The sequence below is a fragment of the Mycobacterium sp. NGS39 genome, assembly GCF_059812765.1.
The window spans coordinates 123,415-145,153 of record NZ_JCALDH010000008.1 but is presented as its reverse complement, the minus strand read 5'-3'; the positions used below and the strand labels follow the sequence as shown (position 1 = coordinate 145,153).

At 67.1% G+C, this 21,739-nt stretch carries 23 protein-coding genes; 9 read left to right on the top strand and 14 right to left on the bottom strand.

Features of this window, described 5'->3' with window-relative positions:
- Positions 1–21 precede the first annotated feature (21 nt).
- From AC5Y39_RS13295 to AC5Y39_RS13285, 3 genes are read left to right on the top strand one after another with little or no spacing between them, the layout of a single operon-like run.
- The gene (locus AC5Y39_RS13295; RefSeq protein WP_500020142.1) at positions 22–504 is read left to right on the top strand and encodes a MarR family winged helix-turn-helix transcriptional regulator; all 483 of its coding nucleotides are present in this window, start codon (positions 22–24) and stop codon (positions 502–504) included.
- A gap of 59 nt (positions 505–563) precedes the next feature.
- On the top strand, positions 564–977 hold the full coding sequence (locus AC5Y39_RS13290; protein ID WP_500020369.1) for an MmpS family transport accessory protein: 414 nt from the start codon (positions 564–566) through the stop codon (positions 975–977).
- Positions 974–3,856 (top strand): MMPL/RND family transporter, encoded by a 2,883-nt coding sequence (locus tag AC5Y39_RS13285; protein WP_500020144.1) that lies wholly within the window; start codon positions 974–976, stop codon positions 3,854–3,856. The genes AC5Y39_RS13290 and AC5Y39_RS13285 overlap by 4 nt, the downstream gene beginning before the upstream one ends.
- A 17-nt stretch (positions 3,857–3,873) precedes the next feature.
- Here AC5Y39_RS13285 and AC5Y39_RS13280 read toward each other — a convergent pair whose 3' ends face one another.
- The 3 genes from AC5Y39_RS13280 to AC5Y39_RS13270 all read right to left on the bottom strand — a co-directional run bounded on the left by AC5Y39_RS13280 (position 3,874) and on the right by AC5Y39_RS13270 (position 5,498).
- Positions 3,874–4,149: a hypothetical protein gene (locus AC5Y39_RS13280; RefSeq protein ID WP_500020146.1), complete on the bottom strand. Its 276-nt coding sequence runs from the start codon at positions 4,147–4,149 to the stop codon at positions 3,874–3,876.
- A 72-nt stretch (positions 4,150–4,221) separates the two neighbouring features.
- On the bottom strand, positions 4,222–4,935 hold the full coding sequence (locus tag AC5Y39_RS13275) for a Rieske (2Fe-2S) protein (protein ID WP_500020148.1): 714 nt from the start codon (positions 4,933–4,935) through the stop codon (positions 4,222–4,224).
- The gene (locus tag AC5Y39_RS13270; RefSeq protein WP_500020150.1) at positions 4,932–5,498 is read right to left on the bottom strand and encodes an RNA polymerase sigma factor; all 567 of its coding nucleotides are present in this window, start codon (positions 5,496–5,498) and stop codon (positions 4,932–4,934) included. The genes AC5Y39_RS13275 and AC5Y39_RS13270 overlap by 4 nt, the downstream gene beginning before the upstream one ends.
- A 260-nt stretch (positions 5,499–5,758) precedes the next feature.
- On the opposite strand from AC5Y39_RS13270, the gene AC5Y39_RS13265 reads away from it, so the two are divergent.
- The 4 genes from AC5Y39_RS13265 to mmsB all read left to right on the top strand — a co-directional run bounded on the left by AC5Y39_RS13265 (position 5,759) and on the right by mmsB (position 9,845).
- Positions 5,759–6,133, top strand: a complete 375-nt coding sequence (locus AC5Y39_RS13265; RefSeq protein ID WP_500020152.1) for a heme-binding protein — start codon at positions 5,759–5,761, stop codon at positions 6,131–6,133.
- A gap of 142 nt (positions 6,134–6,275) precedes the next feature.
- Positions 6,276–7,796, top strand: coding sequence for a CoA-acylating methylmalonate-semialdehyde dehydrogenase (locus tag AC5Y39_RS13260; protein ID WP_500020154.1), 1,521 nt, complete (start codon positions 6,276–6,278; stop codon positions 7,794–7,796).
- A gap of 4 nt (positions 7,797–7,800) precedes the next feature.
- A complete protein-coding gene (locus tag AC5Y39_RS13255) occupies positions 7,801–8,961 on the top strand; it encodes an acyl-CoA dehydrogenase family protein (protein WP_500020156.1) in 1,161 nt (386 codons plus the stop codon).
- Positions 8,961–9,845 (top strand): 3-hydroxyisobutyrate dehydrogenase, encoded by an 885-nt coding sequence (gene mmsB / locus AC5Y39_RS13250; protein WP_500020158.1) that lies wholly within the window; start codon positions 8,961–8,963, stop codon positions 9,843–9,845. The genes AC5Y39_RS13255 and mmsB overlap by 1 nt, the downstream gene beginning before the upstream one ends.
- Positions 9,846–9,923: 78 nt before the next feature.
- Here mmsB and AC5Y39_RS13245 read toward each other — a convergent pair whose 3' ends face one another.
- Entirely contained in the window at positions 9,924–10,427 is a 504-nt protein-coding gene (locus AC5Y39_RS13245) for an HAD family hydrolase (RefSeq protein ID WP_500020160.1), read from the bottom strand.
- Positions 10,428–10,519: 92 nt separating this feature from the next.
- On the opposite strand from AC5Y39_RS13245, the gene AC5Y39_RS13240 reads away from it, so the two are divergent.
- Together AC5Y39_RS13240 and AC5Y39_RS13235 are read left to right on the top strand one after the other, a co-directional pair.
- Entirely contained in the window at positions 10,520–11,194 is a 675-nt protein-coding gene (locus tag AC5Y39_RS13240; RefSeq protein ID WP_500020162.1) for a response regulator, read from the top strand.
- Positions 11,191–12,408 carry a GAF domain-containing sensor histidine kinase gene (locus AC5Y39_RS13235; protein WP_500020164.1) on the top strand — a complete coding sequence of 406 codons (1,218 nt, stop codon included), beginning with the start codon at positions 11,191–11,193 and terminating at the stop codon, positions 12,406–12,408. The genes AC5Y39_RS13240 and AC5Y39_RS13235 overlap by 4 nt, the downstream gene beginning before the upstream one ends.
- Here AC5Y39_RS13235 and AC5Y39_RS13230 read toward each other — a convergent pair.
- The 10 genes from AC5Y39_RS13230 to secY all read right to left on the bottom strand — a co-directional run bounded on the left by AC5Y39_RS13230 (position 12,405) and on the right by secY (position 21,559).
- Entirely contained in the window at positions 12,405–12,902 is a 498-nt protein-coding gene (locus AC5Y39_RS13230; protein ID WP_500020166.1) for a MarR family winged helix-turn-helix transcriptional regulator, read from the bottom strand. The genes AC5Y39_RS13235 and AC5Y39_RS13230 overlap by 4 nt on opposite strands.
- A gap of 50 nt (positions 12,903–12,952) precedes the next feature.
- Positions 12,953–14,017: a pyridoxal phosphate-dependent aminotransferase gene (locus tag AC5Y39_RS13225; RefSeq protein ID WP_500020168.1), complete on the bottom strand. Its 1,065-nt coding sequence runs from the start codon at positions 14,015–14,017 to the stop codon at positions 12,953–12,955.
- Positions 14,017–15,036 (bottom strand): 3-oxoacyl-ACP synthase III family protein, encoded by a 1,020-nt coding sequence (locus AC5Y39_RS13220; RefSeq protein WP_500020170.1) that lies wholly within the window; start codon positions 15,034–15,036, stop codon positions 14,017–14,019. Before AC5Y39_RS13220 ends, AC5Y39_RS13225 begins: the two co-directional genes overlap by 1 nt.
- Positions 15,037–15,043: 7 nt before the next feature.
- Positions 15,044–15,739 (bottom strand): SRPBCC family protein, encoded by a 696-nt coding sequence (locus tag AC5Y39_RS13215; protein WP_500020172.1) that lies wholly within the window; start codon positions 15,737–15,739, stop codon positions 15,044–15,046.
- Entirely contained in the window at positions 15,720–17,441 is a 1,722-nt protein-coding gene (locus tag AC5Y39_RS13210; protein WP_500020174.1) for a thiamine pyrophosphate-binding protein, read from the bottom strand. Before AC5Y39_RS13210 ends, AC5Y39_RS13215 begins: the two co-directional genes overlap by 20 nt.
- A gap of 74 nt (positions 17,442–17,515) precedes the next feature.
- Entirely contained in the window at positions 17,516–18,250 is a 735-nt protein-coding gene (locus AC5Y39_RS13205; protein ID WP_500020176.1) for an anti-sigma factor family protein, read from the bottom strand.
- Positions 18,247–18,762, bottom strand: a complete 516-nt coding sequence (locus AC5Y39_RS13200) for a sigma-70 family RNA polymerase sigma factor (RefSeq protein WP_499951865.1) — start codon at positions 18,760–18,762, stop codon at positions 18,247–18,249. The genes AC5Y39_RS13205 and AC5Y39_RS13200 overlap by 4 nt, the downstream gene beginning before the upstream one ends.
- Before the next feature lie 124 nt (positions 18,763–18,886).
- Positions 18,887–19,684, bottom strand: a complete 798-nt coding sequence (map, locus tag AC5Y39_RS13195; RefSeq protein WP_500020178.1) for a type I methionyl aminopeptidase — start codon at positions 19,682–19,684, stop codon at positions 18,887–18,889.
- Position 19,685: 1 nt separating this feature from the next.
- Complete coding sequence (locus AC5Y39_RS13190) at positions 19,686–20,231, bottom strand: adenylate kinase (protein ID WP_499912215.1); 546 nt, start codon at positions 20,229–20,231, stop codon at positions 19,686–19,688.
- Positions 20,228–21,559, bottom strand: coding sequence for a preprotein translocase subunit SecY (secY, locus tag AC5Y39_RS13185; RefSeq protein ID WP_500020180.1), 1,332 nt, complete (start codon positions 21,557–21,559; stop codon positions 20,228–20,230). The genes AC5Y39_RS13190 and secY overlap by 4 nt, the downstream gene beginning before the upstream one ends.
- Positions 21,560–21,739: the final 180 nt, after the last annotated feature.

Sequence of the window (21,739 nt, the reverse complement as noted above, 5' to 3'; positions counted from 1 at the left end):
ACCGTGATATAAGTTCTGCTCGTGGATCCGTCGTCCCTGCCCCGCCACGGTAGCGACACCGTCGGGGAGGTCCTCGATCAGGCGACGGATCTGACAGTGCGGTACCTGAGCGACCGGTCCGGCCTGAGCGTGTCGGCCGGGTACCTGCTCAACAGGGTGAGCCGCGACGGTCCGACCCGGCTCACGGCGCTGGCTGCCAAGGAGGGAGTCAGCCAGCCGTCGATGACTCAGCTGATCCAGCGGCTGGAGCGCCACGGCATCGTGACCAGGCAGCCCGACCCCGACGACGGCCGCGTGTGCCTGGTCGCGATCACCGAAGCGGGCCAGGCGCTGCTGGATCAACGCACAGCTACCCGGCGCGACCGGCTGGCCGCCTTGCTGACCACATTGTCTGCCGAAGAGCAGTTCGCGCTGTGGCTTTCGGCGCAGGTGGCGCTGCCGCTGCTGAATCGACTTGTCGAAAATGCTGCGTCGTTGGATCTCAAATGCGGCAAGGAGGCCTGAGCTCACAGGTGAAGGGTCGGGAGCGGGTGCGCGCGGCGGCGGGGGCGCTCGGCCGCCTGATGAGGCGCGCGTGGATACCGTTGGTTCTCGTCGTGGTGCTTGCCGTCTCGGGCTTGGTGGTGTCACGACTGCACAAGGTCTTCGCCTCACAAGACCTCAACGCCAACGCCAACGCCGGCATCGAGATCGTGCAGTTCCATCCAAAGATCTTGGTGTACGACGTGTTTGGCGCCTCGGGCAGCACCGCCAAGGTCAACTACTTCGACGCCGAGGCCAACATCCACGAACTGGATGTGACGCTGCCGTGGTCGACGACGATATCGACCACCCTTCCGGCGGTCAGCGGCAACATCATCGCCCAGAGCGACGGCGGTGAAGTCGGTTGCCGGATCACTGTGGACGGCGTGGTACGCGACGAAAGGCACACAGATGGCGTCAACCCGCAAACCTTCTGCCTGGTGAAGTCCGCATGACAGACACCAAGCATGCAGCGCCGCAACCCAAGCGGCCGTTCTTCCCGCACGCCATCCGCCTCCTGGCGGTGCCGATCATCCTGTTCTGGCTGGCGATCACCATCGCCCTGAACGTTTTCGTGCCGTCCTTGGAGAAGGTTGGCGAGGCGCACTCCGCGCCCATGGCGCCCAACGACGCGCCGTCGATGGTGGCGATGAAGCTGATGGGCCACAACTTCGACGAGTTCAAGTCGAACAGCACCGTGATGATCGTTCTCGAAGGCCAGGACAAGCTCGGCGACGACGCACATCACTACTACGACAACATCATTCGTCAGCTGAACCAGGATCCGGCCCACATTCAGCACATCCAGGACTTCTGGGGAGATCCGCTGACCGCGGCGGGCGCGCAGAGCTCGGATGCGAAAGCCGCCTATGTGATGGTCTATCTCGCCGGTGACCAGGGCACCACGGAAGCCAACAACTCCGTGGAGGCAGTGCGCAAGGTCATCGACCACACCCAGCCGCCGCCGGGGGTGAAGGCCTACGTCACCGGGCCGGCGGCGCTGACCGACGATCTGCACGTCATCGGCAACGCGAGCCTCGCCAAGATCACGCTGTTCACATTGGTCGCGATCGCGATCATGCTGCTGATCGTCTACCGGTCGATCGTCACCACGCTGGTTCAGCTGTTTCTGACGTTCATCGGGCTGGCCTCCGCACGCGGTGTGGTGGCACTCATGGGCAGCCTCAACGCTTTCGGGCTCACCACATTCGCCTCCAACATCCTCACGATGCTGGGCATTGCGGCCGCCACCGACTACGGCATCTTCATGTTCGGCCGCTACAGCGAGGCCCGCGCCGCTGGCGAGGACCGAGAAGAGGCGTACTACACCACCTTCCGGTCCGTCACACCCGTGATCGTGGGCTCCGGCTTGACCATCGCCGGGGCTACCTACTGCCTGAGTTTCGCTCGGCTGCCGTACTTTTCGACGATGGGCGTGCCGGTCGCGATCGGGATGCTGGTGGTGGTGGCGGCCGCTGTGACGCTCGGGCCGGCAGTGCTGTTCCTGGGCGGACTTGCGGGCCGCTTCGAAGCCAAACGCGCTCAAGGCAAACTGTGGCGGCGCGTGGGCACGGCCGTGGTGCGCTGGCCCGCGCCGATCTTGGCTGCCAGCGCCGCGGCGGTGTTGGTCGGCATGGTCGCCGTGCCCGGCTACCACCCCTACTACAACGACCGGTTCTACCTGCCCACCAGTGCGCCGGCCAATCTGGGCTATGCGGCTTCGGACCGACACTTCTCGCAGGCCCGGATGAACCCGGACATCCTCATGGTGGAGGCGGACCACGACATGCGCAATCCCGCCGACATGCTCGTGTTGGACCGCGTGGCGCGCAACGTCCTCAACATCCCGGGCATCGCGATGGTGCAGGACATCACCCGCCCGCTGGGCATTCCAATCCAGCACAGCTCGATTCCGTTCCTCAGCAGCATGCAGGGTCAGACCACCATGCAGCAGTATCCGTTTCAGCAGATCAACATCGCGAACATGCGCAAGATGGCCGACGACATGGGCGTCATGGCCGACACCATGGAGCACATGTATCACGTCATGCTGCAGGTCGTCGACGCCACGCACGCCACCACCGCCGACACCAAGCAGCTGCAGGCCGACGTCGACGTATTGCGCGGTCACATAGCGGATTTCGACGACTTCTGGCGCCCGATCCGCAACTACTTCTACTGGGAACCGCACTGTTACGACATCCCGATCTGCTGGTCTCTGAGGTCGCTGTTCGACACGGTCGACGGTGTCGATGCCCTCACCGACGACACCGGCAAGCTCACCGCCGACATCGAACGCCTCGACACCTTGATGCCGCAGATGGCTGCGCTGCTGCCGCCGACGATCGCCACCATGCGCATGACCCGCGGACTGATGCTGTCGACGTACAGCACCATGTCGGCGCTGCAGGGGCAGATGGCGGCGATGAACGACACCGCGATCGTCATGGGACAGAGCTTCGACGCCGCCAAGAACGGCGACCTGTTCTACCTGCCGCCGGAAGCGTTCCAGAACCCGGAGTTCCAGCGTGGACTCAAGATGTTCCTGTCCCCCGACGGCAAGTCGGCGCGCTATTTCATTACCCATCAAGGTGATCCGATGACCCCGGAGGGCATCGACCGGGTCAACGCGGAACGCACCGCCGCTCAGGAAGGGCTCAAGCAGTCGTCGCTGTCCAGCGCCAAGGTGTATCTGGGCGGCACGGCCGCCACCTACCGGGACATGGCCGACGGCGCCAAGTACGACCTGATGATCGCCGTCGTCTCCGCGCTCACGCTGATCTTCATGATCATGCTGATCATCACCCGCAGCTTGGTGGCGGCGCTGGTGATCGTCGGGACCGCAGCCAGCTCGATCGCGGCGTCGTTCGGGCTTTCGGTGCTGATCTGGCAAGACCTTCTGGGCATCCGCGTGCACTGGATCGTGATGTTGATGTGCGTGATCATCCTGCTGGCCGTCGGTTCCGACTACAACCTGCTGCTGGTCTCCCGCTTCAAAGAGGAGATCCAGGCGGGACTCAAAACCGGCTACCTGCGCGCGATGGCCGGTTCCGGCGGGGTGGTGACCGCGGCCGGGTTGGTGTTCGCGTTCACGATGGCCGCGATGCTGGGCAGCGAGTTACGGGTGCTCGCCCAGATGGGCTCGACGATCGCGATCGGCCTGTTGCTCGACACCTTGATCGTGCGGTCACTGCTCATGCCGTCGATAGCCACGCTGCTGGGCCGGTGGTTCTGGTGGCCGCAAGTCATCCATCCGCGCGGCGATTACGGTTTGCGTCGGATCAAGACGCCGGCCCCTGACGCCGACACCGACGCCATCCCGGTACGGCCGTAAGTCCAAGCCGCACAGCGTCAGTCGTCGTCCGGACAGTCGACGTCGACGTACACGGTGGTCAGCGGGGCGGGTCGGGCGGTGATGGGCAACCCGTGCACGCCGGTCACCGTGCAGCGCGAAAGTGGCACTTGGGCCGAGCCGTTCACCTGGACGCTGTAGCCGGCGTCACCGAGTTGCTGGATCACGTCGGCGGCCGACCCGCCGACGTCGGTAGGAGCAGCGGCTGGGCTGGCAGCGAGCATCGAGGCGGCGGCCGCAAATGCGAGTTGTGCGGTGAGTCCAGTAGTGATCATGAAAGCTCCAGTGCCGCTTGCTGATTGAGGTGGATCCCTCACGAAGAAATAGCGACCGGGGTTACACGATCCTCAGGCCGGCTGCGCCGGCGGCGCCAGCACTTCGACGACGCCGTCGCGCTCCCTGACCTCTAGATGCGGCAGCGGCTTCGGAGCGATCGGCAACGCGTGGGTGATCACCTGGCCCGCCGGCGAGAACGACGTGGAATGGCACGGGCAACGCAAGCGGTCGGCACCCTGGTCGAACCACAGCTTGCAGCCCTGGTGTGTGCACACCCCCGATACCGCTTGGACCACACCGTTGCGCCGATGCACGAATCCGTCGATCGATCCCAGGTTGAAGGGGTGGACCGACCCTTCGGGCACATCGGCGCTGTCCGCGACCGCCTGCCAGGTGCCGTCACTGGGCACCAGTCGCGAGGCGGTGTCCGCTGGACCGGGCGGCTGGTGTCGGGTGCCCACGACCAGCCGATCGACCGATACCGCTGCCACCGCGGCGGTGGCAGCCGCCGCGCCGCCGACGATCACCTGTCGGCGCGTCGCGCTCAAACCTGGCGGCGGCGCAGGCGTCCCGGCCTCCGGTGCCTGGCCTGACATCTGTTGCGCGAGGCGGTCTTTGAGGGTTTCGACGAACTCTGCGCGCGGCTCGTCGTTGCCTGGCCGCGCGGCGCGCAGATCGATGGCGGTGCGGATCTGTGCGGCTTCGAAATCGTCGGGCGTGAACGGCTTCGGGCGCCGGCCGGCCAGCAGGTCGTCGAGGTACCGACGCAGTTCCCGGCGGGTCATCGAGCACCTCCCTCGCTGCTCTGAGCCTCGTTCGTCTGGCTCTCGTTCATCTGCGCGGCCAATCGCAGCGCGCGGTGCTGCAACACCTTCGCGTTCGCGATGCTGACTCCGAGGTCGCTGGCCGAATCGCGCACCGACTTGCCTTGCAGAAAGCGCAACTCCAGAATCCGCCGGTATTGGTCGGGCAGCCGGTCCAGCACCGCTGCCGCTCGCTGCGGGGCGGTGCTGGGTTGCGCGTCGGGTGCGGTGTCGGGGGCCGCGACGTCGTCGAGGGTGGTGATCTCGCGCCCCATCGTGGCTCGCCAGTGTGCCGCCAGCACGGTACGGGCCGTGGCGCGCAGATACGCGCGCACCTCGGGCACGCTGGCCGTCAACCGCAATGGCCGCATCGCGGTCAAGAACACCTCGGAAGTGAGATCCTCGGCGTCGGCGCGGTTGCCGACGCGCCCGAAGATGCTGCGGTACACCCACGTCACGTTGTCTTCGTAGACCGCTTCCCAATTCGGGTAGCACGCGGTGGCAACCAGCCGCAGATCCCGGCCCGACTCATGTGGCACCGGCACCGCGGATCTCCCTCACTGTGGCCGGACCACCGCCTGCTATGGCGGCGCTGTCCTCGAGGAGATAGGTCACCGGGTTACACGGCGGTCGTCCGCGCGAAGTTCTTCGACTGTAGCCCTGGCTCGGTGCGGAGACGGTCCGAAGCCACCGACATCTTCAGCAATCACCCAGGTCAAAGACGCCTCGGCACCCGGCGCTGCGCGTTACCGTGAAGAACCCTGTGCTCAGCGGTATGGAGCCAACGCACGACAAAGGAGTCGCCATGAAGTCATCCACCTCCAGGCGCCATGCTGTCGCCATCGCAGTCAGCGGGGCCGCCCTCGCCGGGACCATGCTGTGGAATGCCGCGCCGGCGGTCGCGGATCCTCCGCCGGGCTGTAGTGCAGCCGACCGCGCGCAGGTGATGTCCGACGTCTCGTCGGCGACCGCCAACTATTTGCGCTCTCACCCCGACGTCAACGCGTTCTTCTCTGGCCTGGCCGGCCAGCCGCACGACGCCATGCGCAACCAGATCCACGACTACATGAACGCCAACCCCACCGTGGCGTCCGACCTTCGCGGGATCCGGCAGCCCATGAAAGACATGAAGAACCGTTGCGGCGCGTTCTTCACCAAGCCGCAGGGCGCCCAGGGCTGAGTCTCCTGAGCATGGATCAGGCGACGCGCTTTTCGCGCGTCGCCTAGCTGAGCGCGCCGTCGGCGACCCGGTATTGAAGCCGAGGCCTGCCGCTTACTAGGATGTCCTAGTAATCATCTTCGCCGATTCCACGGGGCCTCTCATGACGACTCAGATTCCGCATTTCATCGACGGCCAGCGCACGCTGGGTCAGTCGAAGCGCACGGCCGACGTCTACAACCCGAATACGGGACAGGTGCAGGCGCAGGTGCCGATGGGAACGGCGGGCGATGTCGACGCCGCGGTCGCCATCGCGGTCGAGGCGCAGAAACAGTGGGCGGCGTGGAATCCTCAGCGCCGGGCCCGTGTGATGATGAAGTTCATCGACCTGGTCAACCAGAGCATGGACGAACTGGCCGAGCTGCTCTCCCTCGAGCACGGCAAGACGCTCGCCGACTCGCGCGGTGACATCCAGCGCGGCATCGAGGTCATCGAATTCACCGTCGGCATCCCGCATTTGCTGAAGGGCGAGTACACCGAGGGGGCGGGCTCCGGCATCGACGTGTACTCGATCCGTCAGCCACTCGGCGTCGTCGCCGGCATCACCCCGTTCAACTTCCCCGCGATGATCCCGCTGTGGAAAGCGGGCCCCGCCCTGGCATGCGGAAACGCGTTCATTCTCAAGCCATCTGAGCGTGACCCCTCGGTGCCGGTGCGGCTCGCCGAGCTGTTCGAGCAAGCCGGCCTGCCCAAGGGCGTCTTCCAGGTGGTGCACGGCGACAAGGAGGCCGTCGACGCGATCCTGGCCCATCCCGACATCAAGGCCGTCGGGTTCGTCGGCAGCTCCGACATCGCGCAGTACATCTACGCCGGCGCGGCCTCGCACGGCAAGCGCGCGCAGTGCTTCGGCGGCGCCAAAAACCACATGATCGTGATGCCCGACGCCGACCTCGACCAGGCCGTCGACGCGCTGATCGGCGCCGGCTACGGCAGCGCCGGTGAGCGGTGCATGGCGATCTCGGTCGCGGTGCCGGTGGGTGAGCAGACCGCAGAACGGTTGCGCGCCAGGCTGATCGACCGGATCAACAACCTGCGCGTCGGCCACAGCCTCGATCCCAAGGCCGACTACGGCCCACTGGTCACCGAGGCCGCGCTGAACCGGGTGAAGGACTACATCCAGCAGGGCGTCGACGCCGGCGCGGAAGCCGTGATCGACGGTCGCGAACGGGCCAGCGACGACCTGCAATTCGGCGACGCGAACCTCGAGGGCGGCTACTTCATCGGGCCCACGCTGTTCGATCACGTCACCCCGGACATGTCGATCTACACCGACGAGATCTTCGGACCGGTGCTGTGCATCGTGCGCGCGCACGACTACGAGGAGGCACTGCGGCTGCCGAGCGAGCACGAATACGGCAACGGCGTCGCGGTTTTCACCCGCGACGGCGACACCGCGCGCGACTTCGTGTCCCGCGTGCAGGTGGGCATGGTGGGGGTCAACGTACCGATCCCTGTTCCGGTGGCCTACCACACGTTCGGCGGCTGGAAGCGTTCGGGTTTCGGCGACCTGAACCAGCACGGTCCGGCGTCGATCCAGTTCTACACCAAAGTCAAGACGGTGACCTCACGCTGGCCGTCGGGGATCAAGGACGGTGCCGAGTTCGTGATCCCCGCCATGAAATAGCGCCGTGTTCCGCCTCGACGACGACGAGCGCGTCATCATCCAGACGGCCGCGGCGTTCGCCGCCAAACGCCTTGCGCCACATGCGCTGGAGTGGGACGCCACCGACCACTTCCCGCTCGCCGAGCTACGCGAAGCCGCCGAACTGGGGATGGCGGCGATCTACTGCAGCGAGGACGTCGGCGGTAGCGGACTACGCCGGCTGGACGCGGTGCGGATCTTCGAACAACTGGCGATGGCCGATCCCACCACCGCCGCATTCCTGTCGATCCACAACATGTGCGCGTGGATGGTCGACCGCTACGGCACTCGCGAACAACGCAAGACGTGGGTTCCGCGGCTGGCGTCGATGGAGGCCGTCGCCAGCTACTGCCTCACCGAGCCATCGGCCGGGTCCGACGCTGCCGCGTTGCGCACCCGGGCGGTCCGCGACGGGTCCGACTATGTTCTCGACGGCGTCAAGCAGTTCATCTCCGGAGCCGGCAGATCCGACGTCTACGTGGTGATGGCCCGCACCGGAGGTGAAGGCCCGCGCGGCATCTCGGCGTTCATCGTCGAAAACGGCACGCCCGGGCTGAGTTTCGGTGCGCAGGAACAGAAGATGGGCTGGCACGCACAGCCGACGGCGCAAGTGATCATGGACGGGGTGCGGGTGCCGGCGGACGCGATGCTCGGCGGCGCCGACGGCGAGGGCACCGGCTTCGGGATCGCGATGAACGGGCTCAACGGTGGCCGGATCAACATCGCAGCGTGCTCTCTGGGCGGCGCGCAGGCCGCCTACGACAAGGCCGCCGCCTACGTGCGCGACCGTGACGCGTTCGGCACCAGCCTGCTCGACGAGCCCACGATCCGGTTCACGCTGGCCGACATGGCCACTGCCCTGGAGTCGTCGCGAATGTTGTTGTGGCGTGCGGCAACTGCGCTCGACGACGACGAGCCGGACAAGGTCGCACTGTGCGCGATGGCCAAACGCTACGTCACCGATGCGTGCTACGAGGTGGCCGACCAGGCGCTGCAACTGCACGGCGGGTACGGCTATCTGCGCGAGTACGGTCTGGAGAAAATCGTCCGAGACCTGCGTGTGCACCGCATCCTCGAAGGCACCAACGAAATCATGCGAGTGGTCGTCGGGCGCGCTGAGGCCGCTCGGGTAAAGGGGCAGAACTGATGACGACGATTGCGTTCCTCGGCCTGGGCAACATGGGCGGCCCGATGGCGGCGAATCTGGTGGCGGCCGGGTATACCGTGCACGGCTTCGACCCGGTGCCCGCGCTGAAATCTGCCGCCGCCGACAAGGGCGCGCAGGTGTTCGACAACGGCGCCTCTGCTGTCGCGGACGCCGAGGTAGTGGTCACCTCGCTGCCCAACGGTGAGGTCGTAAAGGCTTGCTACGCAGAGGTTCTCCCCGCCGCGAAGCCGGGTGCGCTGTTGATCGACACGTCGACGATCTCGGTCGACGACGCCCGCACGATTCACGCGCAAGCCGTCGAGCGCGGCTTCGCGCAACTGGACGCCCCGGTTTCCGGCGGGGTCAAGGGCGCGACGGCGGGCACGCTGGCGTTCATGGTCGGCGGCGAGGACGACGCTGTGGCACGCGCCCGGCCGGTGCTCGAGCCGTTGGCGGGCAAGATCATTCACTGCGGACCGTCTGGCACGGGCCAGGCCGCCAAGTTGTGCAACAACATGGTCCTGGCGGTGCAGCAAATCGCGATCGGCGAAGCGTTCGTGCTCGCCGAGAAGCTGGGGCTCTCGGCGCAGTCGCTGTTCGACGTGATCACCGGCGCCACCGGAAACTGCTGGGCGGTGCATACCAATTGCCCTGTGCCAGGCCCGGTCCCGACGTCGCCGGCCAACAACGACTTCAAGCCAGGGTTCGCCGCCGCGCTGATGAACAAGGACCTGGGCTTGGCGATGGACGCGGTGCGCTCGACGGGTTCGGCGGCGCCGCTGGGCAGCCATGCTGCCGAGATCTACGCCGAGTTCGTCAGGTCCGCCGCGGCCAACGCCGTCAAGGACTTCAGTGCGGTGATCGAGATGCTGCGCGGCACCTAGCCCCTCGCCGAGTGTGCGGTTTCGCACGGGACACGCCGATCAGCGCGTCCGAAAATGCACAGCCGGGAGGCTGGCGAGTCAGGCGGCTCGCTTTTGCGTGGTCCAGCTGCGGCGGTGAACCCGTTCGCAAGCGGCCGCACTGTCGAGATCGTCGAAATCCGCCGACACCGCGGCCAGGCCGGCGTCGGCGGCGGCGGTGCGGCCCGATGGACCGACCACAGCCAGCGCACTGCCGGGCCCGATGCCGAACTCCCACAGCGCCGATTCGTAGAGAGCCGATTCCGCACTGGAGTCGATGTCGTCGATCGTGACGATCGTCTCGACGAGCCCGTCCCCGACCAGGTCACGCACCAGCGGCCCCACCTCGGCCCGACGCTTCGTGCTGACAACTCCGACCCACACGCCGGCGACGAACAAACTCATCACCAAGTCGATCAGACCAGGCCGCGGTGCCAGCTCGCCGTCGTCACCGAGTTCGGCCATCGCATCGAGGTCGAAGATCACCGCGGCCAATGGGTCCACGTCGACGTCGGTGGATCGGTCCCACCAGAACGACCTCGCTGCAAGAGTCTGGCCCGGCATGTCATCAGGATGTGACGGCCGGGCCGCCGCGACATCCCCCGCAAGGGGGATTGTGCAGGCGGTTGCCACTCCCCCGGCTCTATTGTTTTCGCATGCGTGACGGCACAGAGCCTTCGGCACCGGTGCGCATCGTCCTGGTCGACGATCACGAGATGGTGATCGAAGGCCTCAAGGCGATGCTGGCCGCGTTCGCCGACCGCGTCGAAGTCGTCGGCCAGGCCGTGGGCGCCGAGCGTGCGCTGCCCGTGATCGACGAGCTCCGCCCGGACATCGTGCTGTGCGACGTGCGCATGCAGGGCTCCAGCGGGCTCGACCTGTGCCAGACGCTGCGCAGCAAAGACCCCGACCGCAAGGTCGTGATGCTGTCGGTCTACGACGACGAGCAATACCTCTTCCAGGCGCTGCGGGTCGGGGCGTCGGGTTACCTGCTGAAGAGCATCAGCAGCGACGAGCTCGTCCGCCAACTCGAATTCGTCCACAAAGGCGAAACCGCGATCGACCCCGGCATGGCCGCGCGCGCCGTCGACACCGCCGCACGCATGCAGCGTGACGAGTTCTGGCCCGGCGCGCGCCACGGCTTGACCCAGCGCGAGAGCGAGATCCTGTCATACGTCGTCAGCGGATTGTCCAACCGCGGCATCGCCAACAAGCTGGTGATCGGCGACGAGACCGTCAAAAGCCATCTGCGGTCGATCTACCGCAAGCTCGGCGTCAGCGACCGCACCGGCGCGGTGGCCACCGCACTGCGCGAAGGTATCTACCAATGACGCGGCCCCGGGCGGTCCGCGACCTCGGCCGGTACAAGTTGGGGGCCGACCGTGAACTGGCACTGCTGCGGGAACTGATCCAGGCGGCATCCAGCGGCCCGGGCGTGGAACCGCTGGCTGCGGCCGCGGCCCGGATGATCACCGACGCCACCGGCACCGACGTGTGCTTCGTGCACGTGCTCGACGACACCAACCAGTCGTTGACGCTGACCGGCGCGACGCCGCCGTTCGACAGCCAGGTCGGCAAGATCAGGCTGCCGCTGGGGTCCGGTATCTCCGGATGGGTGGCCAGCCATCGCGAACCGGTGGTGATCACCGAGAACAAAGAATCCGATCCGCGCTACCTGCCGTTCCAGTCGCTGCGCGGCCGCGACTTCACGTCGATGGTCTCGGTGCCCATGGAGACCGACCCTGGCGGGCTGGTCGGCGTGTTGAACGTGCACACGGTCGCGCGGCGTGAGTTCACCGACCGCGATGTGCAGCTGCTGCTGGTGATCGGCCGGCTCATCGCGGGGGCACTGCACCAGGCGCGGCTGCACCGCCAGCTGGTGGCCCGCGAACGCGCGCACGAGAACTTCGTCGAGCAGGTGATCGAGGCGCAGGAGCTGGAGCGCCGCCGGCTGGCCGCGGACATCCACGACGGCATCAGCCAGCGGCTGATCACGCTGTCGTACCGCCTCGACGCCGCGCAGCGCGCCGTCGGCAACGACTCCGACGCGGTCGCCGAGCAGCTGGAGAAGGCGCGAGAGCTCGCCGATCTGACGCTGCAGGAGGCCCGAGCGGCGATCGGAGGTCTGCGACCGCCGGTGCTCGACGACCTCGGCCTGGCCGGCGGGCTGGCCAGCCTGGCCCGGTCGATCCCCCAGATCGACCTCGACGTGCACCTGGACAACACCCGGCTGCCCGACCACATCGAGCTGGCTCTGTACCGCATCGCGCAGGAGTGCCTGCAGAACGTGGTCAAGCATGCGAAGGCCAGCACCGCCAGGCTGACGTTCGCCGTAGAGGACGGGGTCGCGCGGCTGGAGATCGTCGACGACGGCGTCGGGTTCGACACGTTCGAGAATCCGCTGGGCAGCGACGAGATGGGCGGCTACGGGCTGCTGTCGATGGCCGAACGGGCGGAGATCGTCGGCGGCCGGCTCAACATCCGGTCGCGGCCCGGCGCCGGAACCGCAGTCACCGCGACGATCCCGCTCCCGACACCCGCCTAGAAGTCGCCGGCGTGGCGGCGCAGCGTCTCGATCGACGCGGAGAGCGCCTGCGACTCCGCAGGCGACATCCCGAGGTCGGCGAAAACCTCCTTGTTGAGCGTGACTGTCGCCTCTTCGACCCTCGAGCGGCCCAGCGCAGTGATCCGGACCAGCGTGGTGCGCCCGTCGGTGGGATGCGGCACCCGCTCGACCAGCCCGGCTGCCTCCAGCCGCCGGATCGCATGGGTCACGCTGGTTACGTGCACCTGAAGCAGGTCTGATGCCTTGCCGATCGGCAGTGCGCCGGTGCGGCTGAACGCCAGCAGACGCAGCAGCTCGAACCGGGAGAAGCTCAGATCATAGGGGCGCAACGCGTTTTCGACCCGGGCCAGCAGGATCTGGTGCGCCCGCATCACCGACGTGACCGCCACCATTCCGTCGGCGACGTCACCCCACCCGGCGCGCTGCCAGTTGGCGCGCGCTTGGGCGATCGGATCGCGCTTCTGCGAAGGCACGCCTCTTCATACCGCACACCGGCGGTCGTCGACACGTAGCCACGGTCGCTCTACTCGTGCGTCGCGTCATGCGACGAGGTATCGGCGGACACGGCGGCCAGCACCGCGCGGGTTGACGCACGCCCCCCGACCGTCACCCGCACTCCCCCGTCGGCGTAGTGCCGGGCCCGCACACCGGCCCCGTCGAACGCCTCGCGCCAGCTGCGTCCGCCGCGGGCGGGCAGGTACACGAAGTTCGCATGCGCGTCATAGCTGTATACGCCCAGCGCCCGGAGCCGCCGCTGCAGATAGCACCGCTCGGCCGAGATGAACCGGATGCGTTGGCGCAGTTGGTTTTCCGCATCATAGGAAGCTGCCACCGCGACCGCGCTGGTGATGCCGACGCCGAACGGCAGCTGTAGCGTCCACAGCTGCTTGGCCAGCTCGGGTGCGCCGAACCCGTATCCGATGCGCAGTCCGGCGAGCCCATACGCTTTCGAAAAGGTCCGCAGCACAAACACATTCGGGAACTCCCGCACCAGCGCCGGTGCGTCGAGGCGGTGTTCGGGTGCGACGAATTCGACGTAGGCCTCGTCGAGCAGCACCAGGGTGTCCGGCGGCACGCGCCGCAGAAACCTCACCACGTCGGCTGCCGGCTCCAGCGTTCCCGACGGGTTGTGTGGCCGGCACAGCACGACCACCTTCGCGGTGCGCGCCGCGTCGGCGAGCGCGTCGAGGTCATGATGCCCGTGCGGATCCAGCGGCACGGGCACCGACACGAGTCGCGCCATCTGCGCGAAGATCGGGTAGCCGTCGAACGTCGGTGACGTCATCGCGATCTTGTCGCCGGGCCGCGTCACGGCCTGCAGCAGCTGCAACACCACGCCCGTCGCACCCGCACCGAGCACTACCTGGTCCTCCCGGACATGCACCCGGCCCGCGATCAGGCTGCGCAGCTGCAGCGGCAGAAACTCCGGATAGCGGTTCGCAACGTCGATTGCCTTCACGAGAGCGGCGCGCACGGCGGGCAGCGGGGGGAACGGATTCTCGTTGAGCGACAACGCATATGGGTCGACAGCGTCGGGCAGCGCCCCGACGACCTCGGCGACGGTGGTCTCGTGCTGTGGAAACGCCATCAGCCCCGGCCGCCCCACCGCACTGCCGCAGCACCGGCGAAGTCACCGGCGTGGGCGAACCCCGACATCATCACCACGTCGCCTTCCTCGAGCCGGCCGTCGGAGATCGCCCGGTCCAGGTTCACCGGAATACCGGCACCGAAGAGATTGCCGCACTGATCGAACGTGTCCACGTGCCGCTCTCGCGGCAGCTCGAGCGCTTCGCGCCAGTTGCGCAGGAACGCCCGGTTGGGCTGGTTCGTCACCAGCACGTCGATCTGTTTGGGCTGCAGGCCGATTCGGTCGCAGACTGCGTAGGACACCTCGGGCACCAGCCGGTTGCCCCGCGCCAGCACCTTGGTGATCTTGCCTTCCGTAAAGCCGACGCTGCCCTGTCCCGGACCGGCTTCCCACCACCTGCGCGGCACGTCGAAGGAGATCGTCATGTCGGCCGAATACTCGCCATACGTGCGGCACTCGACGTCGAGCACGGGCGACGAGTCCGACACCGTCACCAACGCGACCGCCGCGCCGTCTCCGGGAACCGCTGCCTGCGCCTTCGTGCGGACCTTCTCTTGGTCGAACACCTTTCCGGCCGAATTCTGCGCGATGCACAGCAGCGCGGAACGCCCTGCGCCCGAGGTCAGCAGCTGACGCGCGAGCTTGATCATCAGCACGAACACCGCGCATCCGCCGTTGTGCAGGTCGAAGACCCACTCCGGGCGCATACCGAGGCGATCGGCGACGCTGCTGCCGCAGCCGAAGACGGGGATGTCGGGCAGCTGCGTGTGCGTCAGCAACACGTCTGCGCCGGTGACTGCGTCTTCGCCGTGGCGGGCGATCAGTCCGGCGGCGGCCTGCTCGATCATGTCGGTCGCGGTCTCGTCCTTACCGACGTGATGACGGAACTTGGGCGCCCGGAACATCACGTTGTCGCGCAAGTCGTCCGATTCGGCGAACTGCGCGTAGTAATCGGCGGGTATCGGCGCCCCGGGAAGGTACGTCGACACGTCGACCAGGCTGACGGGAATACTGCTCATCGGATCCTCATCTCATCCAGTCCGGGGTCACCGGCAGGCCGTTGTGGTGGCGGTATTCGGCAATCGCCTTGAGGTTCTTGAGCTCGAGCAGATGCCCGGGTCCGAACATGTCCCAGAAATCGCCCACCCACACCGGCCGCTTCGGCGGCGCGGTCTCCGGATAGGGATTCTTGTCGTAGAACGGGTGATGGCAGTTGGTCCACAACACCACCGAGCCTGGTTTGTCGAACACCAGCTGCGCGTCGACGATGCGCATCAGGTAGATCATCCACAGGTGCTTGCCCTGGTCCCACGCGCAGTGATAGTCGACGGTACGCGCTTGCGAGTTGGCCACAGTGCGAGTGAAAATCGCACTGCCAGGCTGAGATTCGGTGGCTGCTCCGAGTTTGTCGTGTGCGATCCACAGGCCCGGTTCCTCGGTCGGGGCGAAGCCCCGCAGGCTGTAGGTCCACTCTTCGAGGCTGCGGGTGTCGGCCATGTAGTCGAACAGCTCGCCGGGCGGGCAGTCGATGTAGTCGTTCACGGTGCAGTATTCGCCGAACACCATGTCGTGCGGGTAGACCGACCGCATCTGTTCCATGATCAGCGGGGTGGCCTTCTCTTTGGGAGTGGTCTCGATCCGGATCAGGCCCTCGATGGGGCCAGCGGCACCGGTTTCGGCAAGGTGATGCGAGGTGATGTCCTCAAGTGCTGGCAACGACATCGCGGGGATTCTCCTTCGGGATCGAATGATTGTTGACGCCTTGGGCTTTGGATGCGCCGGCGGTGAGGAACGGCGCGAACGGCGGGATCTCGTCGGCGGCGCATTCCACGCTCACCACCGACGGCCCGTCGACGCTCAGCGCGGCGCGCACAGCATCGGCGAAGTGGGCGGTGTCGGCCACGTCGACGGAAGGCAGCTCGGGAAACATCGCGGCCAGGCCAGCCCCGAGGTTGGCCGGCCGAAACCTGTTGTAGCTGTAGAGGTCGTCGTAGAACAGCTGTTCGCGGGTCACGCACATCGCGTGCGCATTGTTGTTGAACAACACCAGCGTCACCGGCAGCCCGTATTGCAGGGCGGTGTGAATCTCCATGCCGTGCATGAAGAACGAGCCGTCGCCGGCGATCACCACGGTCCGGCGGCGTCGAGCGAAGGCCATGCCGATACCCGCGCCGAAGCTGTAGCCCATTCCGCCCATGCCCAGCGCCACCAGGAACCGTCCGTCGCGACGGACCGGCAGGTAGTGGATCGCCGCGGCGCCGGTGTTGCCGGCGTCGACGACCACGTCGACGCCGACGGGCAGTGCCTTGTCCAGGACGGCCATCGCGTCGCGGTACCGGATACCGGGTCCGTCGTACGGGGGCGGCGAGAGTTCGCTGCGCCCAACGGAATCCGGCACGCGGATTCCCGCCGGCCTGCCGGAGCCGGCCAGCGCCAAGGTGAGCAGCGTCAGCGAGCCGCGCAAGTCGTCGGTGTGCACGTGCGTGCACGGCAGGTATGGCGGCGCCGAGCCCAGCGAGACTGTGGGAACCGACGCCAGCACGTCGTCGAGTCCCGCGCGGGAGGTGACCGACAGCCTGGTGCCCACCAGCAGGCACAGCCCGCTGCGCGCCACCGCGTCGGCGACACCCGGGTGCCCCATCACGCCGGTCACCCCGAGAGCTGACGACGAGCCGAGCCCGGGAACGCCTGCCGTGTCTTTGGCGTCGGGCACCGTGGCGACCCGCGCCCGCAGCACCGCGCGCAGCTGTTCGAGTTCGGCGCGGGCGTCGTCGCGGGCCACCTGCTCGCCGGCGATGATGGTCACCGGCCCGACCGCACGGCGCAACGCGCGCGCGATCGGATGCGGATCGCCGATCTGGTGGTGCAAGCCCGGATCGCCCGGCGGTGTGCAGTTGATCTTGGCCTGCTGAATGTCCTTGGGCAGCAACAGAACTGCCGGACCGCCGGTGCGGGCCGCGGCGATCGCACGGGTCAACGCGGGCATGATGTCCGCGGGCGTGGTGACCCGCTCGCAGTACACCGACACCGCCGAGAACAGAGCGTGTGCGTCCAAGGCGCCGTTGCGGCCGCTGGTGTCCTGGAAGCTGCCGCGGCCGTCGAGCGCCGTGGGCGGCTGCCCGATCAGGGCCAGCACAGGAACCCGGCTGGCCAGCGCCTCGCCCAGCCCGGGCACCACGTTCAGCGAGCCGCCGCCGGAGGTGGCCGCCACCACGCCCAAGCCTGCGCCGCTGCGGCTGTAGCCGTCGGCCATGGTGGCTGCCGAGAACTCGTGCTTGGCCGGCACTGCGGTGATGTCCGGCCGGAAATGCGCGGCGTCGTAGAGGTCTTCGATGTTCGCGCCGTCGACGCCGAAGAGGTGGGTGATCCCGATGGCGGCGAGGTGTTCGACGATGTGGTCGACCACCCGGTACTGCCTTGCCATGAACCCACCTGCCTTGCGTAGCGCCTGACAAGTACACGACCCGTCAGGGCGCTGGGTTCACGGCGTGAACAGGATCACAGCCGGCTTTCGAGCAGAACGCGATCGTTGTCGGCCGAAACCAGTTGCACCGCAGCGATTTCGTCCTTCGGCAGCGGAGTGTTGGCACTCGGCAGCGCCGTCGCGCCGGATAGCCCGAGCCATGTCGCAACCTGTGTGCGACTGCCGTCGCGGCCCACGACCACCATCCCCAGAGTCTGCGGTTCGGTGCTGCCGCTGTTGCCCCAGTCGCCGTAGGAGCAGGCCATGTCGATGCGGGTGCCCCAGCTGAACGAGGTCATCGTGATGCTGGCGTTGATCGTCGTATCGGACACATGCTTCATCTCCAGGCCCTGGGCGGTGGTCTGCGGAGAGTCGTTCTGCGATCCCACCGTGTCGGGCCGGATCGCGATCATCACCGCCACCGCGAGCAGCGCGGCCGCCAGCCCCACCGCCGCGGAGGTGAGCCAGCGCGAACGCCTGCGCCGCCAGCGCACCTTGTCCAGCACCGAGTCGAGGACCTCGGGCCGCAGCGGCGGCTCGGGTTGCGCGTCGTCGAGCGCGCGGACGTCGTCGAGATCCAGCTTGGCCAGCAGAGCCGGAATGCCGCTGATTTCCGCGACGGCAGCGCGACAGCGTTCGCAGGTTTCCAGGTGCGCCTCGTATTCACGACGGTCGTTGCTGGACAGCGAACCGAGGACGTAGGCGGCGTCCCACGTCACGTAGCGGTCGCCGTCGGCTACGTCGCCTTGGGGAAACCCGAATTGCGTCACCGTGTCACCCCCATTTCCTGCAGATTGAGCCGCAACGCCCGCACGGCGTAGTGAAGGCGGGATTTCACGGTGCCCTCCGCTATCTGTAAGTCCGTCGCGATTTGGGCGGTGCTCCAGCCCTGGTAGTAGGCCCGCCGGATCACCGCACGGTGTTCATCGGTGAGCTGGCTGAGCGCGGTGGCCAAAAGCAGCCGGTCCAGCGCGGAATCCACCTCGTCGGGCCCGGCACGGTCGGGCAGGTTCTGGATGTCGGGGCTGCTCGACTCGCTGCGGTACCGCGCGCTGCGCCGCTCGTCGATGACGAGGTTACGCGCGACCGTGAACAGCCATGCCCGCGCCGATCGCTCGGCGTCTCCGGTCACCTCGGGATGACGCCACGCCCGCAGCAGCGTCTCTTGCACCACGTCCTCCGCACGAGCCCTGTCCCCAGTCAGCCGCAAGGCGTAACGCCACAGCGCCGCGGCGTGCTCGTCGTAGAGCGCCCGCATCATGGCGGCTTCTGGGTCGTCCATTACCAACCTCCGTCTGTGACACGACGTTGGCGGTATTCCGGTTCATTCATAGGCCCACGAATGCGCAGCTCGTGGGGTTTTCAGCGATTCGCCTCGGGCAGCCGGCGGGCGCTGCTACAGCGCGCTAGAGCGTCAGGATACGCGGCCCGTCGTCGGTGGCGGCCACGGTGTGCTCCCAGTGCGCCGCACGCGAGCCGTCGGCGGTCACGACGGTCCACTGGTCGTCGAGGATGACGGTCTTGGTGGTGCCCAACGTCAGCATCGGCTCGATGGCCAGCACCGACCCGGACGCCAGGTACGGCCCGCGGCCCGGCGCGCCCTCGTTGGGCAGGAACGGATCCATGTGCATGCGCCGGCCGATGCCGTGGCCGCCGTAACCCTCGACGATGCCGAACGCGCGGTCGTAGCGCGCCTCGGCGGCGTGGGTGGCCTGCTCCACGGCATGCGACACATCGGTGAGCCGGTTGCCCGGCACCATCGCGGCGATCCCGGCTTCCAGCGACTCCCGGGTGGCCTGGGAGAGCGCGGCGTCGACGGCAGTCAGCTCACCCACGCCGAACGTCACGGCGGCGTCACCGTGCCAGCCGTCGACGATCGCACCGCAGTCGATCGACACCAGATCGCCCTCGGCCAGGATCTCGGTCGTCGACGGAATGCCGTGCACCACGCGATTGTTCACCGACGAGCAGATGGTGGCCGGATAGCCGTGGTAGCCCAGGAACGACGGGATGCCGCCGCCGTCGCGGATCACCGCTTCGGCGATCTGGTCGAGTTCGTGCGTCGACACTCCCGGCCCAGCGGCCGCCTGCACGGCACGAAGTGCGGCCGCCACCAGCGACCCGGCAGCGGCCATCGCGTCGAGTTCACCCGCGCTGCGTTGCGGGACGACCTTGCGATTGCGCAGTCCCGGCAGCGCGATCACGTCACTTACCGAGGGCGCGCAACGCCCTGGCGAAGACCTCGTCCATGGTGCCGACCGCGTCGACGGCCTTCACGGTGCCGTCGTAGTACTCCAGCAGCGGTGCCGTCTCGTCGCGGTAGACCTTCATCCGGTTGTGGATGATCTCTTCGGTGTCGTCGGCGCGGCCGCGGTCCTTGAGCCGCTTGAGCAGCTCTTCCTCGCAGACCCGGAATTCCAGCACCGCGTCCAGCTTGGTGCCGCGGTCGGCCAGCATCCGGGTGAGCGCCTCCGCCTGCTCCACGGAGCGCGGGTAGCCGTCCAGGATGAACCCCTCGGCGGCGTCGGGTTCGTCGATGCGTTTTTCTACCAGGGCGTTGGTCAGCTCCGAGGGCACCAGGTCGCCGGCGTCGAGGTACCGTTTGGCCTCCAGCCCGAGCTCGGTGCCCTCGCTGATGTTGCTGCGGAACAGGTCGCCCGTGGAGATCTGCGGGATCCCGAACTTCTCGGCCAGCTTGGCCGCCTGCGTCCCTTTACCGGCGCCCGGCGGGCCGAGCAGAACGAGTCTCACTTCAGGAATCCTTCATAGTTGCGCTGCATCAGTTGGCTTTCGATCTGTTTGACCGTATCCAACCCGACGCCGATCAAGATCAGAACCGCGGTCCCGCCGAACGGCAGGTTCTGCGCGCCGCCGCCGCTGCCGATCTCGAGGAACAGGTTGGGCAGGACCGCGATGACGCCCAGATAGATCGACCCGGGCAGCGTGATGCGGTTGAGCACGTAGCGCAGGTAATCGGCGGTCGGACGGCCGGGTCGGATGCCGGGGATGAAGCCACCGAACTTCTTCATCTCGTCGGCTCGCTCATCCGGGTTGAATGTGATCGACACGTAGAAGTACGTGAAAAACACGATCAGGCCGAAGTAGATCGCGATGTAGGCAGGGTTGCTGGGGTCGGCGAGATAGCTTCCGACGAACTTCTCCCACCAGCTGGTGCCCGGTGTGGCGCTGCGACTGCGCACGATCTGGGTGACCAGGTGCGGGATGTAGATCAGCGACGACGCGAAGATCACCGGGATGACGCCGGCCTGGTTGACCTTCAGCGGCAGGTACGTGGAGGTGCCGCCGTACATGCGCCGGCCGACCATGCGCTTGGCGTACTGCACCGGGATGCGGCGCTGGCCCTGCTCGACGAACACCACGCCGATGATGATCACCAGCGCGGCCACGCACACCGCGGCGAAGATTCCGGGGCCGCGCGAGTCGAGGATGCTCTTGCCTTCGGCCGGGATGCGCGCCGCGATGCCGGCGAAGATCAGCAGCGACATGCCGTTGCCGATGCCCCGCTCGGTGATCAGCTCGCCCATCCACATCACCAGCGCGGCGCCGGCCGTGATCACCAACGTGATCACCACCAGCGTGAAGATCGACTGGTCGGCGATGATCTCGTGGCCCACCGAACAGCCTTGCAGCAGGTTGCCGCTGCCCGCGAACGCGACGATGCCGCCCGCCTGCAGCATGGCCAGCGCGATCGCCAGGTAGCGCGTGTACTGCGTCATCTTCGTCTGGCCGGACTGGCCCTCTTTGCGCAGCTCCTCGAACCGCGGGATCACCACGGTGAGCAGCTGCACGATGATGCTGGCGGTGATGTAGGGCATCACGCCCACCGCGAACACCGACAGCTGCAGCAGCGCACCACCGGAGAACAGGTTGATCAGCGAGTAGATCTGGGCGTTGTCACCGCCGGCCAGCTCGTTGATGCACTTGTCGACGTTCTGGTAGTTGACCCCCGGCGACGGCAGCGAGGCGCCGAGCCGGTACAGCAACAGGATTCCCAGCGTGAACAGGATCTTGTTTCGCAGGTCGGCTGTCCGCAGTGACGAGATGAAAGCCGAAAGCACTCTTCCTCCTGCGCAGCCGAGCGTCGGCGGCATGCAATGAGCTGGTTATCACCAGCGTCGGGTTGGTCGGGTCTGTCAGGTTCTTGCGGGTCGCGCCGATCCCCGCCCCAGGCGGATGTCAGGCGACAAACAGTCTACGAGACTAACAGTTGCGCACTGCCGTCAGTGCGCTGAAGAGGG